Below are 16743 nucleotides of genomic sequence, written 5' to 3'. Positions count from 1 at the left end.
AAATATAAATTTTGCAAGAATAGATGAAATCACCAGATCTGGAAAGGAGTGTGATTAATCTCGATGTATGCAAATAATTAATCTGTTATGAGCAATTCTAAAAGGACTAAACCTGTTTTAGCAACCCTTCCGTTTTTGGATTTTACAAGACTTTTTGTCTTCATGATGCGCTTATCCAAAAACAGCAACTCACCGGCCGGTCATTCAATATTCTGCAACCAAATATTAATAAATAATTATGAAAAATCACGGACTCAATAATTGCAGGAGGTATTGCTGGTTTGCAATGTTGATTGTTTTATGCGCATCCTGTAAAAAAGGAAATCCCTTTGATCAGCTGGGGCAGGAAGTGACCGCAAATCAGGCAGCAGATTTTGATATTAATCAGCTTAAAGATACTTATCCTGAGCTTTTTTCTGCCCAGTACAGTTCGATGTGGGGGCCATACAATGTGCATGATCCGTCTATTTTTAAAGATGGAGATTGGTTTTACTGTTACAGTACAGATGTGGGCTATGGAATTGCTGTCCGGCCGGGTATACAAATCAGAAAATCAAAAGACCTCGTCAACTGGAAGTTTGTGGGTTGGGTATTTAATGGAATACCTGCTATGGGAGATGCTTACATTAAAAAAAATGGAGCTAAATCCAACAGTGGTCTTTGGGCACCTTATATTTTAAAAGCTGGTCAGGAATACAGATTGTATTATTCACTGGCATCAACGGGATTCAGGGTAAGCTGTATTGGTTTGGCCACTGCTTCATCTCCGGAAGGGCCGTGGACAGAAAAGGGGATTGCTGTGAGTTCAGTGACTGCCGGGCCTGGTACCAATGCAATTGACCCAACAGTAGCAGTGACACCCGCAGGTGAGCAGTATATGATTTATGGCTCTGCCTGGGACGGGTTATTTGAGTTAAAACTAAATCCCGCTACAGGGCTGTCAAATACTGCAAATGATCCTGGCGTGCGTATCGTAAGAAGAGGTAAAACAGGAAATACTTATAACGGTAATCTGGAAGGTCCTGAAGTCGTTTATAATCCGAGTACAAAAATGTACTATCTTTTTGTAGCCTATGACTGGCTTTCAACAAAATATAATGTGAGAGTATTTCGTTCAGCAAATCCAGCCGGACCTTTTTTGGACTGGAATGGTCGTAGTGCCGATTTGCAGGAAGATCGCGGCCCCATGTTACTCGCTCCTTATCGCTTTATGAAGCATGGCGGCTGGGCGGGAGTTTCACATCCTTCAGTATTTCAGGATAACGGGCAATTCTATATCGCTACTCAGGGCAGGCCGGGGGTAGACCGGGCATTCATGGTTCTGCATGTGCGAAAACTGTTCTGGACACCTGAAGGATGGCCTCTGGTCTCTCCTGAGCGTTATGCTAATGTACCTCAAAATGAAGTCACTAAAGCACAGATCGCCGGTAATTATGAACAGCTTGTTTTGGGCTATGTAAAGGTACCGGGTTATGAAGCTGAACAAGCTGATCCACAATATGCAGAGGCAGCAATGACTATTTTATCTGCTGATGGAAGAATTAATGGCGATGCAAATAATACCTGGTCTTACACAGCACCGTGGCTTGAATTAAGATGGGGCGGCGGTACTTTTATCGATAAACTGCATGTATCGCGGGAAAGGGACTGGGAGAATAAAGTTGAATCTACGATTGTAATGACTGGATTTAATGGAAGTGGAACGGCCATCTGGTTAAAAAAAACGCCTTCAACAGCTAATCAATCACCAATTAAATAATGATTTCATGAATATTTATATACCTAGTAATAGTCTTCGCTATGGCCGGCTTGGCCTGCTGCTCATCGGACTGTTTTTATCTACAGTGGTGATGGCACAAACTTCGCCTGTTAAAGGGAAAATTGCTGATGAAAGCGGTGCAGGTTTACCAGGCGCTACGATCAGAATTAAAGGAAAAGCTGGTGCAACAGCTTCAGATGCCAATGGTAATTTTGCGATACAGGCAGTTTCAAATGACGTGCTCGTTGTTAATCTTATCGGTTTTACTGCGCAGGAGGTGCCTGTAAACGGGCGGCCCCAGCTTGCAATTCAACTGAAGCCAAGCATAAAAGAATTAGGCGAGGTGGTGGTAGTGGGTTATGGAACCCAGCTAAAAAAAGACTTGACAGGTTCTGTTTCCATTGTCAATACTAAAGAACTGAAAAAGACCTCTGCAAGTGATATAGGACAATTATTACAAGGAAGAACCGCCGGAATTGCAGTGACAAACGATGGACAACCGGGCGCTTCACCTACGATCCGTATCAGAGGACTGGCTTCCTTCAATAATCAGCAGCCACTTTATGTAGTGGATGGAATTATGCTGGCCAATACTCCTCGTGATTTTAGCCCGAATGATATTGAATCCATGCAAGTTTTAAAAGACGGAACTGCGGCAGCAATTTATGGTGCAGCAGCGGCGAATGGGGTGATAATTATTACGACCAGGCAAGGAAAGAAAAACAGCCCGCTGAGTATTGAATACAATACCTATTTTGGAGCAGATAAAATCTGGCAGAAAATACCCGTAGCCAATCGTGCCGGATATCAGTTATTGAATAATGAATCTCAGTTAAATGGAGGGCAGACCGGTGCACCCGCAAACGATCCGACCAATCCAAAGTATATAGGGAATATTGACACCGACTGGCAAAAGGAAGGATTAAAGACCGGATACCGGATGAACCATAACCTGAATTTCTCTGGCGGTGGTGAAAACTCTACATTTAATGTATCTCTGGATTATTTTAAACAAGGAGGTACTTTTGTGGGGAATGGACCGGATTATAACCGTTATACCGGACGGATCAATACCACCCAGTCCAAAGGGATTTTCAAATTCGGGCAATCACTAAGCTACACACATTCCAAAGAAAACTCATTGACCTTTCGGGGAGATGTACTTACGGGCGGCAGGCCTCCGCTGATCAACGATCTGGTCATTGCCATTCCAACACAATTGGTTTATGATCCAACAATGCCTAATGGTTATGGAGGTACACAATCTGACAGGGAAAGAGCGATTTCTTTAAACGTGCCAGCTGTGAATTCAATGTTCACAAACTTTACAGAAGTTGATCGGATTTTTGGTGTGGCATGGGCAGAAGCGCAGTTATTGAATCTAAACGGTCACAGCCTGAAATATAAAGTCAACGCAGGTTATGATAAAACTGTAGCACGTGATTTTGCATTTCAGCCAACATTCGATCTTGGATTTTTCTTCAAGCAAACCGTAAACCGTCTGGACGATAATTCAAGAATATATACAAATGCCCTGGTTGATAATACACTTACTTATGATAAGAAATTTGATAAACATACTTTGAATGCTGTTCTGGGAGTGAGTTACAATAAAAATACAGCTCTGGTCAGGTCCGGACATGCCGAACAACTAGATCCCAACTATCTTGTTTTAGGAAACGGAACAAATAAAACGGTAGATGGAAGTCTTACTCCTTATTCTTTTTTTGGGCTCTTTGGAAGACTAAACTATAGTTATGATGACAAATATTTACTGACAGCGAACTTCAGGCGTGATGGTTCATCCAGATTTGGTTATGGGTATAAGTATGGAAATTTCCCTGGTATATCAGCAGGCTGGAGAATCAGTAAAGAAGCATTTATCCACCTGCCAAAATGGATTACAGAATTGAAATTAAGAGGTGGGTACGGGCAGTTGGGAAATGCTAATATTGGTGATTTCAGATATCTGGCACTGCTTAACCCTAATATTGTCTACAACTTCAATGGGACCAAAGTGACTGGTGGAGCGCAAACAAATGTGATTGATCCAAATATCCATTGGGAAACAAAGACGACATCTAATATTGGAATTGACGCCACTTTTTTTGATGGGGCAATTGATCTGACTGCTGAATACTATAATAATAAAGCTACCGATGCGCTGATTGGTGAACCCATTCCGGCATCTGTGGGTTCTAATGATACCGCCCCGTTAACCAATGCAGCGAGTATCAGAAATACGGGTATTGAAATTAATATTGGCTATCATAACAATAAAGGAGCTTTCACTTATAATGTTTCAGGTAATCTGAGTACGGTTAAAAACACTTTACTGGCATTAAGCAGCGGGGAAACCTCCAGAATTATTGGTGGATTTGTCAATACTGTCGGGCATGAAATTGGCCGCCATTACGGGCGTGTAGTTGAAGGAGTTTTCCAAAACACAGATGAGATTAAAAATCATGCATTTCAAAATGCCTTTACTGCGCCTGGCGATTTGAAATTTAAGGATATCAGTGGCCCTGATGGTAAACCTGATGGGGTAATCAATGACCTTGACCGTGCTGATCTGGGCAGCTCTTTACCTAAAGTATATTATGGATTGAATTTTACTGCCGGCTATAAAGGTTTTGATTTTACATTATTCCTGTCTGGTGCTGCGGGTAACCTGATCAATGGATCTTTGTATCGTTCACTGATGCATACTACTGACTATCTCAATTATCATGAAGATGCTTTAAACCGATGGACACCAGCAAATCCAAATAATGAATATCCAAGACTGGCCGCAAATGATCCGAATCAGAACGGAATAGATTCTGATCGGAAAGATTGGCTGCAAAAAGGGGATTACCTGAGAATCAATACGATTTCCCTTGGCTATACGATCCCTAAGCTTAAAGTGAAGTGGTTGCAATCTATCAGAGTTTATGCAACTGCGCAAAACGTATACACCTTCCAGTATTATAAAGGATACAATCCTGATTTTGCGCAGACCCGTCCCTTTGAGCCTGGCTACGATCCAGGATCTTTTCCAACACCCAGAACACTGATGATGGGTTTACAAGCCAGGTTTTAGATTTAAGAAAATAGAGATAGGATAGCTTCATTACCATTAACAAGCAAATAGATACTGATGAAAAAAATATTATGCTATATACTTTTAGGCCTGTTAACCACAGGTTGTAAAAAACAGCTCGATCTGCAAAATCCCAATGCCAAGACCATAGATCTTTACTGGAAAACAGCAGATGACGCACAAACAGGTGTGAATGCGATCTATAATAGCCTGATCCAGGACGGTACTTATATGCGGATGTTTCCAGCCCTTACCGATGTAAGAGGGGATGATTTTACAGGAGACAGCCCCTGGGGCGATCTGGTACAGGTCGGGAATTTTAGTATTCCTTCAAATTCGGGACCTGTTCAATGGATCTGGGCAACACATTACCAATTGATCTGGCGGGCAAACCAGGTGATTATCAATGTGCCGGCAATTGCTATGGATGAAGAATTGAAAAAGCGGATTATCGGGCAGGCGCATTTTCTGCGGGGCCTGGCTTTATTTAATCTGGCGAATACCTATCGGGATATTCCTGTTCCATTGGAATTACCGGTTGATAAATCAAAGTACCGCACACCTACCGCAACAGATGAAGTTTTATGGGCACAGATTTTTGCTGATTTCAAAGCTGCTAAAGAAGTGCTTCCTGTTACTTATGCTGGCTTAAACGGACCTGATGCGGGGCAAACTGGCCGTGCGACTAAAGGGGCGGCTACAGGAATGCTCGGTAAAGCCTATTTGTATAAAAAGAAATGGGTTGAAGCTGCTGCCGAATTTAATGAGCTGATCAATGGGGTCCAGAAGGGAAAATACGCTTTGATGGCTAATTACAGAGATAATTTTAAAGAGGTGAATGAAAACAATGTGGAATCATTGTTTGAAGTACAATTTGGTCAGCCAGATGCCGTAGGTGGTACGGTGATGAACTATGGAGGTGAACCCAACGCCAACTGGAAACAGGTGAGCTCTGTAGGAAGAACTTATGCAATGGATGGTTATGGCTATTCAGATTTCCTGCCAACCAGATGGATGTACAATGAATTCAAAATAGAAAAAACTAAAGATGGTAAAAATGATCCAAGGTTACTGGCCACTATTGCTTCTTATGAACCCGCTGATAATTCCATTACAGTTTATGGAAATAAATGGCCTTTTGCTTTAACCGCAATCTATCCGAGAAAATATACACATGATGGCTTAAACTGGCCAGGAAATGACGATCAGGAAAACTCAGGAATCAATAACAGGATACTCAGATATGCAGACATACTGCTCATGTATGCGGAGGCCTTAAATGAGATGGGAAATACCGCAGATGCTTATACTTATATCCAGCAGGTAAGAAACAGAGCAAATCTGCCGGATCTGGGTACCACCAGCCCTGGTATGAACCAAGTGCAGATGAGAACGCAGCTGGCACATGAGCGTGCGCTGGAATTTTCGATTGAATCGATCAGGATCAATGATATTATCAGGTGGGGCTGGTTGTATGATCCCGCTAAACTGGCAGAGTTGAAAGCGCATGATGCAGATTTTAATACCTGGACTCCAGGCAAAGAATATTTGCCAATTCCACTTTCAGAATTAAATGTTAATCCTAATTTGAAACGTAATCCCGCAAATTAAATTCCAACCATAAATCTTATGATATTCAAAAAAAATATAATTAAAGCACTAGGCTTATCCCTGTTTATACTGGGCAATAGCCAGTTGCTGACCGCACAACAAACTACGGTAACTTTAAGCGCAGATAAACCCTCAGGACAGATTAGTAAGCATATTTACGGGCACTTTGCAGAACATTTGGGACGCTGTATTTACGATGGATTTTATGTAGGGGAAAACTCTGCTATACCCAATACTGAAGGCGTAAGAAATGATATTATTGCAGCCTTAAAAAACCTGAATATTCCAAACTTAAGATGGCCGGGCGGTTGCTTTGCAGACCGGTACCATTGGAAGGATGGAGTAGGGCCGAAAGATCAGCGGCCGTCCATTGTAAATACGATGTGGGGTGGGGTGACCGAAGACAATAGTTTTGGTACCCATGACTTCCTGAACATGTGTAAACTACTGGGTACAGAACCTTACCTGGCCGGAAATACTGGTAGTGGTTCAGTACAAGAGCTTTCAGATTGGGTACAGTATGTTAATTTTGAAGGCAAAAGTCCAATGTCCGACCTCAGGGTGAAAAACGGCCAGGAAAAACCATGGAATGTGAAATTCTGGGGCGTAGGAAATGAAGCATGGGGATGCGGAGGAAATATGACCCCAGAATATTATGTTGGTGAATACCGCAGATATGCTACATTTATGGAGGGTAGAAACCTTTTTAAAATTGCATCCGGAGCTAACGTGGACGACTACCACTGGACAGAAACTTTAATGAAAGGGATTCCGCTGCACATGATGGATGGTATTGCTTTACACCATTACTCTTTTCCAAGCTGGGATAAAAAAGGTCCTGCTGTTGGTTTTACGGAACAGCAATATTTCGAAACAATGAAAACAGCATTGCGTATGGACGAACTTATTACCAAACATGCTGCTATTATGGATAAGTATGATCCGAAGAAAAAAATAGCTTTGGTAGTAGATGAATGGGGTGGATGGTTTGACGTAGAAACCGGCACAAATCCCGGATTTTTATATCAGCAGAATACGATGCGCGATGCGATGATTGCAGGGACTACCCTTAATATTTTTAACAACCACAATGACCGGGTTAAGATTGCGAATCTTGCACAATGCGTCAATGTACTTCAGGCTGTTATTTTGACCAATAAAGAAAAAATGCTCCTCTCTCCAACTTACCACGTGATGGAAATGTATAAAGTTCATCAGGATGCGACTTTACTTCCTGTCGTAGTGAAAAGCGATGATTATATAGTCGGCAATGAAAAGCTACCAGCTGTATCGGTATCTGCTTCTAAAGATGCGAAGGGCTTGACACATATCTCGGCAGTCAACATCGACAAAAATAAAAGTGAAACCATAGCGATTATTTTGAGTGGTGCACAGTATAAATCTGTCCGCGGCAGAATTTTAACTTCAGCCAAAGCAGACGATCATAATACTTTTGAAAGACCAGATTTTGTAAAACCAGCTGAATTTAAAGGTGCAAATCTGAAAGCTGGTAAATTAATAGTAAAAGTTCCACCATTCTCCATTGTCGTACTGGAATTAGAATAACAAGCTGATGAAAAAAATAAGACAAATATTTTACTGTGTTGGTATCGCGATGACGCTGACCCTGACAAATACTTTGGTAAGCCCTGCACAAACAAAGTCAGTAGTTCAGGGGAATCCGATTATCACTGATCGGTATACCGCTGATCCTGCTGCTATGGTTTATCAGCAAAAAGTTTATCTCTACGCTGGTCATGATGAAGCCCCGGCCGGGCAGGAACGTTATGTAATGAATGAATGGCTGGTTTATTCTTCAACAAACATGAAAGATTGGACTTCACATCCTGTTCCGCTGAAGGCCAGAGATTTTGCCTGGGCCAGTGGGGATGCCTGGGCATCACAGGTGGTAGAGAGAAATGGCAAATTCTACTGGTATGCAGCTGTGGAACATGGTACTGTTAAAGGAAAAGCAATTGGTGTAGCTGTAGCCGATAATCCGCTTGGTCCATTTAAAGATGCCCGCGGATCAGCCTTGATTACAAATGATATGACTACTGATACAAAGATAAGCTGGGATGATATTGATCCAACTGTATTTATTGATGAAGACGGACAAGCCTATTTGTTTTGGGGAAATACAAAATGTTATTATATCAAACTGAAGGCAAATATGACTGAGCAGGAGGGACCTATCCATAAAGTAGACCTCCCCAATTTTACTGAGGCACCATGGATTCACAAACATAAAGGCTGGTATTACTTATCTTACGCTTATCAGTTTCCCGAAAAGATTGCTTATGCCATGAGCAGGAAAATAACCGGCCCGTGGGTTTTCAAGGGGATTTTAAATGAAGTGGCGGGAAATTCTAACACCAATCACCAGTCCATCATTGATTTTAAAGGGAAATCCTATTTTATTTATCACAATGGGACTATCCCTTCAGCAGGAGGAAGCTATAGAAGGTCGGTTTGTATAGACCGTCTTTATTACAATGGTGATGGTACAATAAAACGGATACAAATGACTACAGAAGGATTAAAAGGAGAAAAATAAGATGCTGAAAAAATACTTTTTTACCGCAATTGCCATGTTCAGCTTACTGAATGTGATGGCACAGAAAAATACAACGATTGCTGTTAACCCAGATAAGATCACTGCTAAAGTACATCCCGAAATGTGGGGTGTGTTTTTTGAAGATATCAATATGGGCGCAGACGGGGGTATTTATGCAGAGTTAATCAAAAACCGTTCTTTTGAATTTTACAAACCATTAATGGGCTGGACTATTCAGGGAAGTAAAATTCAGGAAGGTGACCTGCTGGTGTTGAATAAAGGTGAAAAAGAGGCTGATAATCCACGTTATCTCAGGGTTATTTCCAGAGGAACAGCTAAGGCTGATCTAAATATTACGAATGAAGGATTCAAAGGAATAGGGGTTAAAAAAGGGCTTTCTTATGATTTTTCGGTCTTTTACAGGCAATCTTCTCCAGCAGTAAAACTACATGCTGAACTGATTGACAGTACAGGGAAAGTACTGGGAAGCGCTGTTCTTGTTCCAGAAACAAGTGATAGTCAATGGAAAAAACAATCCGTGACCTTTACTGCAAACCAGACCGTCAATAAAGCAAAATTCAACCTTTGGTTTGAAGGGGCTGGCCAGATAGACCTGGATCAGATCTCCTTATTTCCTGGTGATACCTGGAAGAACAGAAAAGGTGGTTTGCGTGGAGATATGGTGCAAATCCTGGCAGATATGAAACCTGGTTTTATCCGTTTTCCCGGCGGATGCATAGTCGAAGGACATGATCTGTCCACCCGCTATCAGTGGAAAAAAACAATAGGCCCTGTTGAAAACAGGAAGCTGATTGTCAACCGCTGGAATTCGGAATTTTCACATCGGCCTGCGCCTGATTATTACCAGACCTTCGGACTTGGGTTTTATGAATATTTCCAGCTTTCTGAAGATATTGGTGCAGAGCCCCTTCCTATTCTGAACTGTGGAATGTCGTGCCAGTTTAATACAGCCGAACTGGTACCATTAGATGAACTTGACCCTTATATTCAGGATGCATTAGACCTGATTGAATTTGCTAACGGAGATGTGAATACTCCATGGGGCAAAGTGAGGGCAGAAATGGGGCATCCAGCACCTTTTCACTTAAAAATGCTCGGCATTGGTAATGAAAACTGGGGCCCACAGTATTTAGAGCGCTTAGACTTGTTCACTAAAGCCGTTAAAAGTAAATACCCGGAAATTAAGCTGATCAATAGTTCTGGAACTGATCCCGACGGAGCACGTTTCGATCTGCTCAATACTTCCTTAAGAAAAATGAAAGCAGACATCATTGATGAACATTATTACCGCTCCCCACAATGGTTTTTAGCGAATGCAAAGCGGTATGACAATTACGATAGAAATGGATCAAAAGTATTTGCCGGTGAGTATGCTGCGCAAAGTGATGGAATTGCTAAACCAACCAACAAAAACAACTGGGAATGTGCTATTGCCGAAGCCGCTTTTATGACCGGTTTGGAAAGAAACGCAGCAGTGGTACACATGGCTTCTTACGCGCCTTTATTTGCCCATGCCGATGGCTGGCAATGGACTCCTGATATGATTTGGGTGGATAATCTGGCTATATATGGTACCCCAAATTACTATGTACAAAAGTTATATTCCTTAAACAAGGGAACGGATGTCATCGATATTCTGAGTGACCAGAAAGTAATAGCAGGTGAGGATGGGATTTATGCTTCTGCCGTATTAGATCAAAAAACAAATGAGGTAGTTATTAAGGTAATTAATGCTTCTTCATCGGCAAAATCGAGAAATATTGTAATCAATGGAAGTAAAAAAACGGCTTCCGGCGGGAAACTTATCCAGTTGCAGAATGAAAACTTAAGCGCTGTAAATACTTTCGCCAATGCTGTAAATGTGAGCCCAAAAGAAAAAGAAATAACGATTAAGAATAACCAGGCCAAATTGGATCTGCAACCTTACTCGTTTAATATTTTAAGGGTTCCTTTTCAATAAGCCGGAATGAAAAAGTATTTGATTTTAATCTTATTTTTTTCAGTGGTATTCCGCTTAAATGCTCAGGAATATCAAACAGCTATATCCGTTCACGACCCTGTAATGATCAGGCAGAATAACCGCTATTATCTGTTCAGTACTGGCTGGGGCATTCATGTCTGGAGTTCAGCTGATATGAAAAGCTGGAAAAAAGAACAACCTGTTTTTAGTAAAGCACCTGAGTGGGCAGTTAAAGCTATACCGGACTTTAAAGGCCATATCTGGGCACCGGATATTTACTTTGACAAAGGAAAGTATTATCTGTATTACTCTGTATCTGCTTTTGGTAAAAACACGTCGGCTATAGGAGTGGCAACTAATGCGACACTTGACCCGGATTCTCCTGATTTTAAGTGGACAGACCATGGGAAAGTAATTCAGTCTTTTCCGGGGAAAACAAATTGGAATGCAATTGACCCTAATGTAATCAGTGATGAGAAGGGAATTCCATGGATGGTATTTGGCTCATTTTGGGACGGGATTAAACTAGCCCAGCTCAGTAAAGACCTGCTGCATATTTCAGCGCAAACTGATGAGCTGCCTACCATTGCCAGCAGAAAAAAAGTTCCTGGAGCACCGAATCCTCCTACTGTAGAAGGAAACCCTGTTGATGCTGGCGGCAATGCTATTGAGGCACCTTTCCTTTTCAAAAAAAGCGGGTATTATTATTTATTTGCTTCCATAGACTATTGCTGCAAAGGTGAAAAAAGCACTTATAAAATGATTGTTGGACGTTCCAGGTCAATTAAAGGCCCTTATCTGGATCAGAATGGTATCGCAATGACTAAAGGGGGAGGGACATTGGTACTGGAAGGAGACGCTGGCTGGTATGGGGTTGGCCATAACGCAGTCTGCACTTTTGATGGGATAGATTATCTCATCTTTCATGGCTATGATGCGAAAGATAAAGGAGTGCCAAAACTCAGAATTGAAAAATTGAACTGGCTGAATGAATGGCCGCTTGTAGTTGTAAAATGATGAAATTAAACAATATCCTAACGCTATTATGCCTTTTCTCTGGCGCTGTTTATGCGCAGAAAAAAGATTATCCGATTCAGCCCGTGGCATTCACTCACGTTCATGTAAATGATCAGTTCTGGGCCCCAAAAATGGAAATTAATGCCAAAGTTACTATTCCACATACCTTGCAGCAATGTAAAATGGATGGAAGAATAGCTAATTTTTTAAGAGCCTCCAAAACTATTCCCGGAGACAAATTAACTGTCTTTCCATTTGATGATACGGATATCTATAAAGTGATAGAAGGTGCATCTTATGCGATACAAATGAAGGCCGATCCGGTTATGGAGAAATATGTGGATACACTGATCAGTATTATCGGTGCTGCTCAGGAAAAAGATGGTTATCTCTATACTTTTCGTACGGTCAATGCAGCTGAACCTAATAAATGGATTGGCAGCAAACGCTGGGAGAAAGAAGAAGAACTTAGTCATGAATTATATAACTCCGGGCATTTATTTGAATCTGCTGCTGCCCATTATCAGGCTACAGGAAAGAAAACTTTATTAAATATAGCCTTGAAGAATGCAGACCTGCTGGTCAGAGATTTTGGTTACGGTAAAACAGAACGGTATCCGGGGCATCAGGTCGTAGAAATCGGGCTGGTTAAATTATACAGGATCACTGGGAATGAGCAGTACCTTAACCTGGCCAAATTTTTTCTGGATGTACGTGGGCCTAAAGGCAATGCTTATAACCAGGCTCAGGCAAAGGTCATTGACCAGCACGAAGCAGTTGGACATGCCGTAAGGGCCGCCTATATGTATACTGGTATGGCTGACGTCGCCGCAATTACAGGGGATAAAAGGTACTTGAAAGCCATTGATGATATCTGGGAAGATGTAGTGAATAAAAAACTTTACATCACCGGAGGAATTGGCGCAGTGGGTGAGGGCGAGGCATTTGGTGAGGCTTATCATTTACCCAATATGTCAGCTTATGCAGAGACCTGTGCAGCAATTGCCAATATTTACTGGAACAGCCGTATGTTTCAATTACACGGAGATTCGAAATATATAGATGTTTTGGAACGCACCTTATATAATGGTTTACTATCGGGAGTTTCTCTTTCAGGAGATCGTTTCTTTTATCCTAACCCTTTATCCTCTATGCATCAGCATGAGCGTAGTGGGTGGTTCAGATGTGCTTGCTGCATTTCTAATATGACCAGGTTTCTGCCTTCCGTACCAGGTTATGTGTACGCCCAAAATGAAAATAACTTATATGTAAACCTCTTTATGGGGAATACGAGTGAGATTAAACTTCCTGTTGCTCAAGTGAAAATTGCACAGGTTACCGCTTATCCATGGGATGGAAAAGTCGGGATAAAAGTAGATCCGGAAAAAAACGCAGCGTTCACTTTGCATATCCGTATTCCCGGATGGGCGCATAATGAGCCTGTTCCAGGTACATTGTACAGTTTTATGGAGACAAAGCCTTCAAAGGTTATACTTACTTTAAATGGTAAGCCATTTAAATATACGGTAGTTAAAGGTTATGCAGTTATTAACCGTACCTGGAAGAAAGGTGATCAGTTGGTGTTTTCTGTTCCTATGGAAACCAGAAAAGTTTTTGCAAATGAAAAAGTAAAGGATGATAAAGGCCGCTTTGCTTTTCAGCGGGGCCCGGTTGTTTATTGTCTGGAAGGTCCGGATAATAAAGACAGTGTAGTTCAGGATATTATTATAGCTAAAAATGCAGTTGCAGCTTCACACTTTAATCCCGATTTGCTGAATGGAATAGAAGTATTAACTGTACAAGGCTCAGGTACGCACAGAAAGCTCAATAGTAACGAGCTGATTAAAGTTGATCAGAAAGTTACTGCAATACCTTACTATGCCTGGGCAAACAGGGGAGCTAGTGAGATGACCGTTTGGGTACCCTATGAAGAGTCTGTTTCAAGACCCAGACCTGCTGCAACTATTGCCTCCAGGAGTATAGTGTCAGGCTCATTAACTAATAAACAATTGCTGGCTGCTGTAAAAGATCAATATGAACCGGCAGATGCTAAAGATACCAACTACCCTTATTTGCATTGGTGGCCCAAAAAGGGATCAAATGAGTTTCTGCAATACGATTTTGACCGGGAATATGAAGTTTCTGTCTCAAAGGTTTATTGGTTTGATGATAGCCCATGGGGCGGATGCCGGGTTCCTGAGCGTTATCAGCTTCTTTATTTAAGTGAAGGAAAGTGGATTCCTGTTGAAGCCGTTACTGAATACCTTATTGAAAAGGATAAGTTTAATGTGCTTCGGTTTAAACCTGTAAAAACTAAAGCATTGAGACTGGAAGCCCGTCTTCCTAAAGATAACTCTTCTGGAATTCATGAATGGGTGGTGGAATAACTTAAAGATTTTTCAGTATAAGACACAGGTTAATATTAAGATTGATTACCTGTCCTGAATGGAAAGTTAGTTTGAAAAATGAAATACTGCCCGGATTAATCGGCTCTGGAAGTTAATATGATCCAGATCATAAAAATCGGATAATTATATTTTTAGATTTGAGTAATTATGAAAAAAAACGTCCTTCCGTTTTTACTAACCATATTGTTTATCAGTACCATAAATTTCGCGCAGGCTCAGCAACATGCATCAGATGATGATCTAAGAATTCGTGAGCTGGAAAAACCTGGACAGCATTTTTAGATAAAAATGATACTGCTGCACTCAAAAATATCTGGACGGAAGAATATGTTGTAAATAATGCGAATGGAAAAATATCGACCAGAAAGCAAATTCTCAATATTCTCAAAGGTGGGCATGTATTTTCGAAGGTGGGCAGAAATATTGAACGGATTACATTTAATGGTGATATTGCTGTTGTGATGGGGGCTGAAACTGAGTCTCAAAAGGCAGATGGCGAAAAATCAGCCAAGCAGCTTAAAAGACGATTTACTAACATCTGGGTAAAAAAAGATAACGATTGGAAACTAGTAGCAAGACAGGCTACACCGGTTAATTTTTAGCAATTGACATGTTGTTTTTTAAGAGCAGTATTCTCTATCCTATGGCTTCTATCAGGTCTTCTTTTATAAATATCCATTCTTTATTTTTACGACATACGGGATCAAAATCATTATCCGCCGATTCAAAGTTTGTGAAATTTGCAAGTATGAGATCAGGTTCGTGTGTCCATTCAAAACGCTGTTTATGCAAATCAATCATACTTTCAACACTAAATTTTCCAAGTAATTCATGTAAATCCCAAAAGTCCTTTTTTCTACCACCTCTTTGAATAACATCGACTTTCATTACTATGATTTCTTCTATTGAGGCCATTCGTATGTTCTCTGCTTCAATGAATGGTTGGAAGAATGGATCCATAGAATAATAAACATCTAGTTTAATTACACTTTCTTTATCGGTTCCGATCAAGTAAGATTTTCCCATACCAGGGATCATACCAAAGTCTCCTTCAACGTATTTAAAAGTATTTCTTAAGTATATTTCTATAATATCAAAATCTACTGAGCCATAGGGTGCATCTGTAAAGAGATCAATATCAACTGACATTCTATGTCCTAAATACAGGCTTAATGCTGTTCCTCCAACCAATCTGAAGTCCTGAAGTTCTTTTGCCTGCATTAATGTGAGTAAACTATCTCTTAATATATCGCTTACGGTATTCCATTTTAGCATATCAGTGTGTTTTTCTATTGTGTAATAGCGTGATAACGCCACTTGTAACTGAGATATTTCCAGTTACTGATTTTATTTTATCCTTGCCGTAGAAATTTATAATCTCTTCTTTTTCCTGACTATTTCCACGTTCGAATATCCGCCTGATAATACTTCTATATTGCTTTTCCCAGTCAATTTTGGTTATGTCTGTATCCCAGAAAAGTATTTTCCTAAAATTAGAAATGTTAGGACGTAGCTGATTATTGCTCTTTTTCTTTTCTTTTTTAATTTCAAAATAAGCCTGTAAAACAAGCATTGTCCCTTCTTCAAATCCAAGGGCCTTGTCTATTTTAAGAGAAAGCGCAGGTGTAAGTCCCCGTTTTCCCTTTGTTATTTGGTTAAGAGTCTGAGGATATTCATTTAAAGCATGGGCAAATGCCACTTTCTTTAGGTTTTTTTTCTTGAGCTCCCGCTCCAGAATCATTCCCGGGTGGATGCCTTTATATTTTTCAAGCATTGATTCCATATTCAAATATAAGCAAAAATGTTTATTTTCTTATTCAATCAGATGCAGGATCAATTCATAAACTTGTGGATTAGGGATTAAATTTCAAATTTTGGGTTTGATATTTTCTTAGTTCAAAGCAGCTGGTTACGATTCTTTAATAAGCTAATTACTCCCTGATTTTTCCGGGCTTGCTACTTTTACGAAAGTTCTCTGATGCCTTTTTCGGTTTCCATTGCTTGTTTCATTATGCCCAGTACAGAACTTTTGAAACAACCTGTACTCCAAACTGCTGCTTTAAAAATGAAACCGCCCAGGATTCCCTTTGAAAATTTACCCGTTAAACCTCCCATAATAAATCAATGCCTTTCCACCAATGTAGGCTATTCGCTTTAAAGATTATCCTGATGCGTAAAAAATGTCCATAATTGTCCGCAGCTGTCTGCAATTGTCCGCAGTTGTCCGTTGGTTAGTCAAAGGGAAAATTATAATTTCATTAATCTTCAACTAGTTATGGTTTGGTTGTGCCTGAGTGGTGGTCGGGGTGACACCAGGTTGTAAACGGG

Annotated in this window: 11 protein-coding genes and 1 pseudogene; 9 read left to right on the top strand and 3 right to left on the bottom strand. The window is 40.7% G+C overall.

Annotated elements, in window-relative coordinates; all coding sequences use genetic code 11:
• The first annotated feature begins 238 nt into the window (after nucleotides 1-238).
• The 9 genes and pseudogenes from LY11_RS04715 to LY11_RS04675 form a co-directional block, all read left to right on the top strand.
• Entirely contained in the window at nucleotides 239-1759 is a 1521-nt protein-coding gene (locus LY11_RS04715) for an arabinan endo-1,5-alpha-L-arabinosidase (RefSeq protein ID WP_111632558.1), read from the top strand.
• A gap of 7 nt (nucleotides 1760-1766) precedes the next feature.
• The gene (locus LY11_RS04710) at nucleotides 1767-4841 is read left to right on the top strand and encodes a SusC/RagA family TonB-linked outer membrane protein (RefSeq protein WP_111632557.1); all 3075 of its coding nucleotides are present in this window, start codon (nucleotides 1767-1769) and stop codon (nucleotides 4839-4841) included.
• 57 nt (nucleotides 4842-4898) lie between these two features.
• Nucleotides 4899-6452, top strand: coding sequence for a RagB/SusD family nutrient uptake outer membrane protein (locus tag LY11_RS04705; RefSeq protein WP_111632556.1), 1554 nt, complete (start codon nucleotides 4899-4901; stop codon nucleotides 6450-6452).
• 18 nt (nucleotides 6453-6470) lie between these two features.
• The gene (locus tag LY11_RS04700; protein WP_111632555.1) at nucleotides 6471-8018 is read left to right on the top strand and encodes an alpha-N-arabinofuranosidase; all 1548 of its coding nucleotides are present in this window, start codon (nucleotides 6471-6473) and stop codon (nucleotides 8016-8018) included.
• Between the two features lie 7 nt (nucleotides 8019-8025).
• Nucleotides 8026-9009 carry a glycoside hydrolase family 43 protein gene (locus LY11_RS04695; RefSeq protein WP_111632554.1) on the top strand — a complete coding sequence of 328 codons (984 nt, stop codon included), beginning with the start codon at nucleotides 8026-8028 and terminating at the stop codon, nucleotides 9007-9009.
• A 1-nt stretch (nucleotide 9010) separates the two neighbouring features.
• Entirely contained in the window at nucleotides 9011-10990 is a 1980-nt protein-coding gene (locus tag LY11_RS04690; RefSeq protein WP_245952605.1) for an alpha-L-arabinofuranosidase C-terminal domain-containing protein, read from the top strand.
• A 6-nt stretch (nucleotides 10991-10996) separates the two neighbouring features.
• The gene (locus LY11_RS04685) at nucleotides 10997-12007 is read left to right on the top strand and encodes an arabinan endo-1,5-alpha-L-arabinosidase (RefSeq protein WP_111632553.1); all 1011 of its coding nucleotides are present in this window, start codon (nucleotides 10997-10999) and stop codon (nucleotides 12005-12007) included.
• A complete protein-coding gene (locus tag LY11_RS04680; protein WP_211321488.1) occupies nucleotides 12004-14394 on the top strand; it encodes a glycoside hydrolase family 127 protein in 2391 nt (796 codons plus the stop codon). The genes LY11_RS04685 and LY11_RS04680 overlap by 4 nt, the downstream gene beginning before the upstream one ends.
• Nucleotides 14395-14693: 299 nt before the next feature.
• A pseudogene (locus LY11_RS04675) lies at nucleotides 14694-15017 on the top strand (nuclear transport factor 2 family protein); the annotation flags it as partial.
• A 34-nt stretch (nucleotides 15018-15051) separates the two neighbouring features.
• On the opposite strand, the gene LY11_RS04670 reads toward LY11_RS04675, so the two are convergent.
• From LY11_RS04670 to LY11_RS26645, 3 genes are all read right to left on the bottom strand, one after another.
• A complete protein-coding gene (locus LY11_RS04670; protein WP_111632551.1) occupies nucleotides 15052-15690 on the bottom strand; it encodes a nucleotidyl transferase AbiEii/AbiGii toxin family protein in 639 nt (212 codons plus the stop codon).
• 1 nt (nucleotide 15691) lies between these two features.
• Nucleotides 15692-16198 (bottom strand): helix-turn-helix transcriptional regulator, encoded by a 507-nt coding sequence (locus LY11_RS04665; protein WP_111632550.1) that lies wholly within the window; start codon nucleotides 16196-16198, stop codon nucleotides 15692-15694.
• Nucleotides 16199-16377: 179 nt separating this feature from the next.
• Nucleotides 16378-16530, bottom strand: a complete 153-nt coding sequence (locus LY11_RS26645) for a hypothetical protein (protein WP_170132626.1) — start codon at nucleotides 16528-16530, stop codon at nucleotides 16378-16380.
• Nucleotides 16531-16743: the final 213 nt, after the last annotated feature.

It is taken from the genome of Pedobacter cryoconitis (assembly GCF_003259615.1).
GTDB lineage: Bacteria > Bacteroidota > Bacteroidia > Sphingobacteriales > Sphingobacteriaceae > Pedobacter > Pedobacter cryoconitis.
The sequence above is the reverse complement of the archived record's forward strand: the minus strand, read 5'-3'. Positions and strand labels throughout refer to the sequence as shown.

Bases quoted from the DNA above. Each gene is read 5' to 3' on its own strand.
- LY11_RS04715 (WP_111632558.1), top strand. From the start codon at position 239: ATGAAAAATCACGGACTCAATAATTGCAGGAGGTATTGCTGGTTTGCA.
- LY11_RS04710 (WP_111632557.1), top strand. From the start codon at position 1,767: ATGAATATTTATATACCTAGTAATAGTCTTCGCTATGGCCGGCTTGGC.
- LY11_RS04705 (WP_111632556.1), top strand. From the start codon at position 4,899: ATGAAAAAAATATTATGCTATATACTTTTAGGCCTGTTAACCACAGGT.
- LY11_RS04700 (WP_111632555.1), top strand. From the start codon at position 6,471: ATGATATTCAAAAAAAATATAATTAAAGCACTAGGCTTATCCCTGTTT.
- LY11_RS04695 (WP_111632554.1), top strand. From the start codon at position 8,026: ATGAAAAAAATAAGACAAATATTTTACTGTGTTGGTATCGCGATGACG.
- LY11_RS04690 (WP_245952605.1), top strand. From the start codon at position 9,011: ATGCTGAAAAAATACTTTTTTACCGCAATTGCCATGTTCAGCTTACTG.
- LY11_RS04685 (WP_111632553.1), top strand. From the start codon at position 10,997: ATGAAAAAGTATTTGATTTTAATCTTATTTTTTTCAGTGGTATTCCGC.
- LY11_RS04680 (WP_211321488.1), top strand. From the start codon at position 12,004: ATGATGAAATTAAACAATATCCTAACGCTATTATGCCTTTTCTCTGGC.
- LY11_RS04670 (WP_111632551.1), bottom strand. From the start codon at position 15,690: ATGCTAAAATGGAATACCGTAAGCGATATATTAAGAGATAGTTTACTC.
- LY11_RS04665 (WP_111632550.1), bottom strand. From the start codon at position 16,198: ATGGAATCAATGCTTGAAAAATATAAAGGCATCCACCCGGGAATGATT.
- LY11_RS26645 (WP_170132626.1), bottom strand. From the start codon at position 16,530: ATGGGAGGTTTAACGGGTAAATTTTCAAAGGGAATCCTGGGCGGTTTC.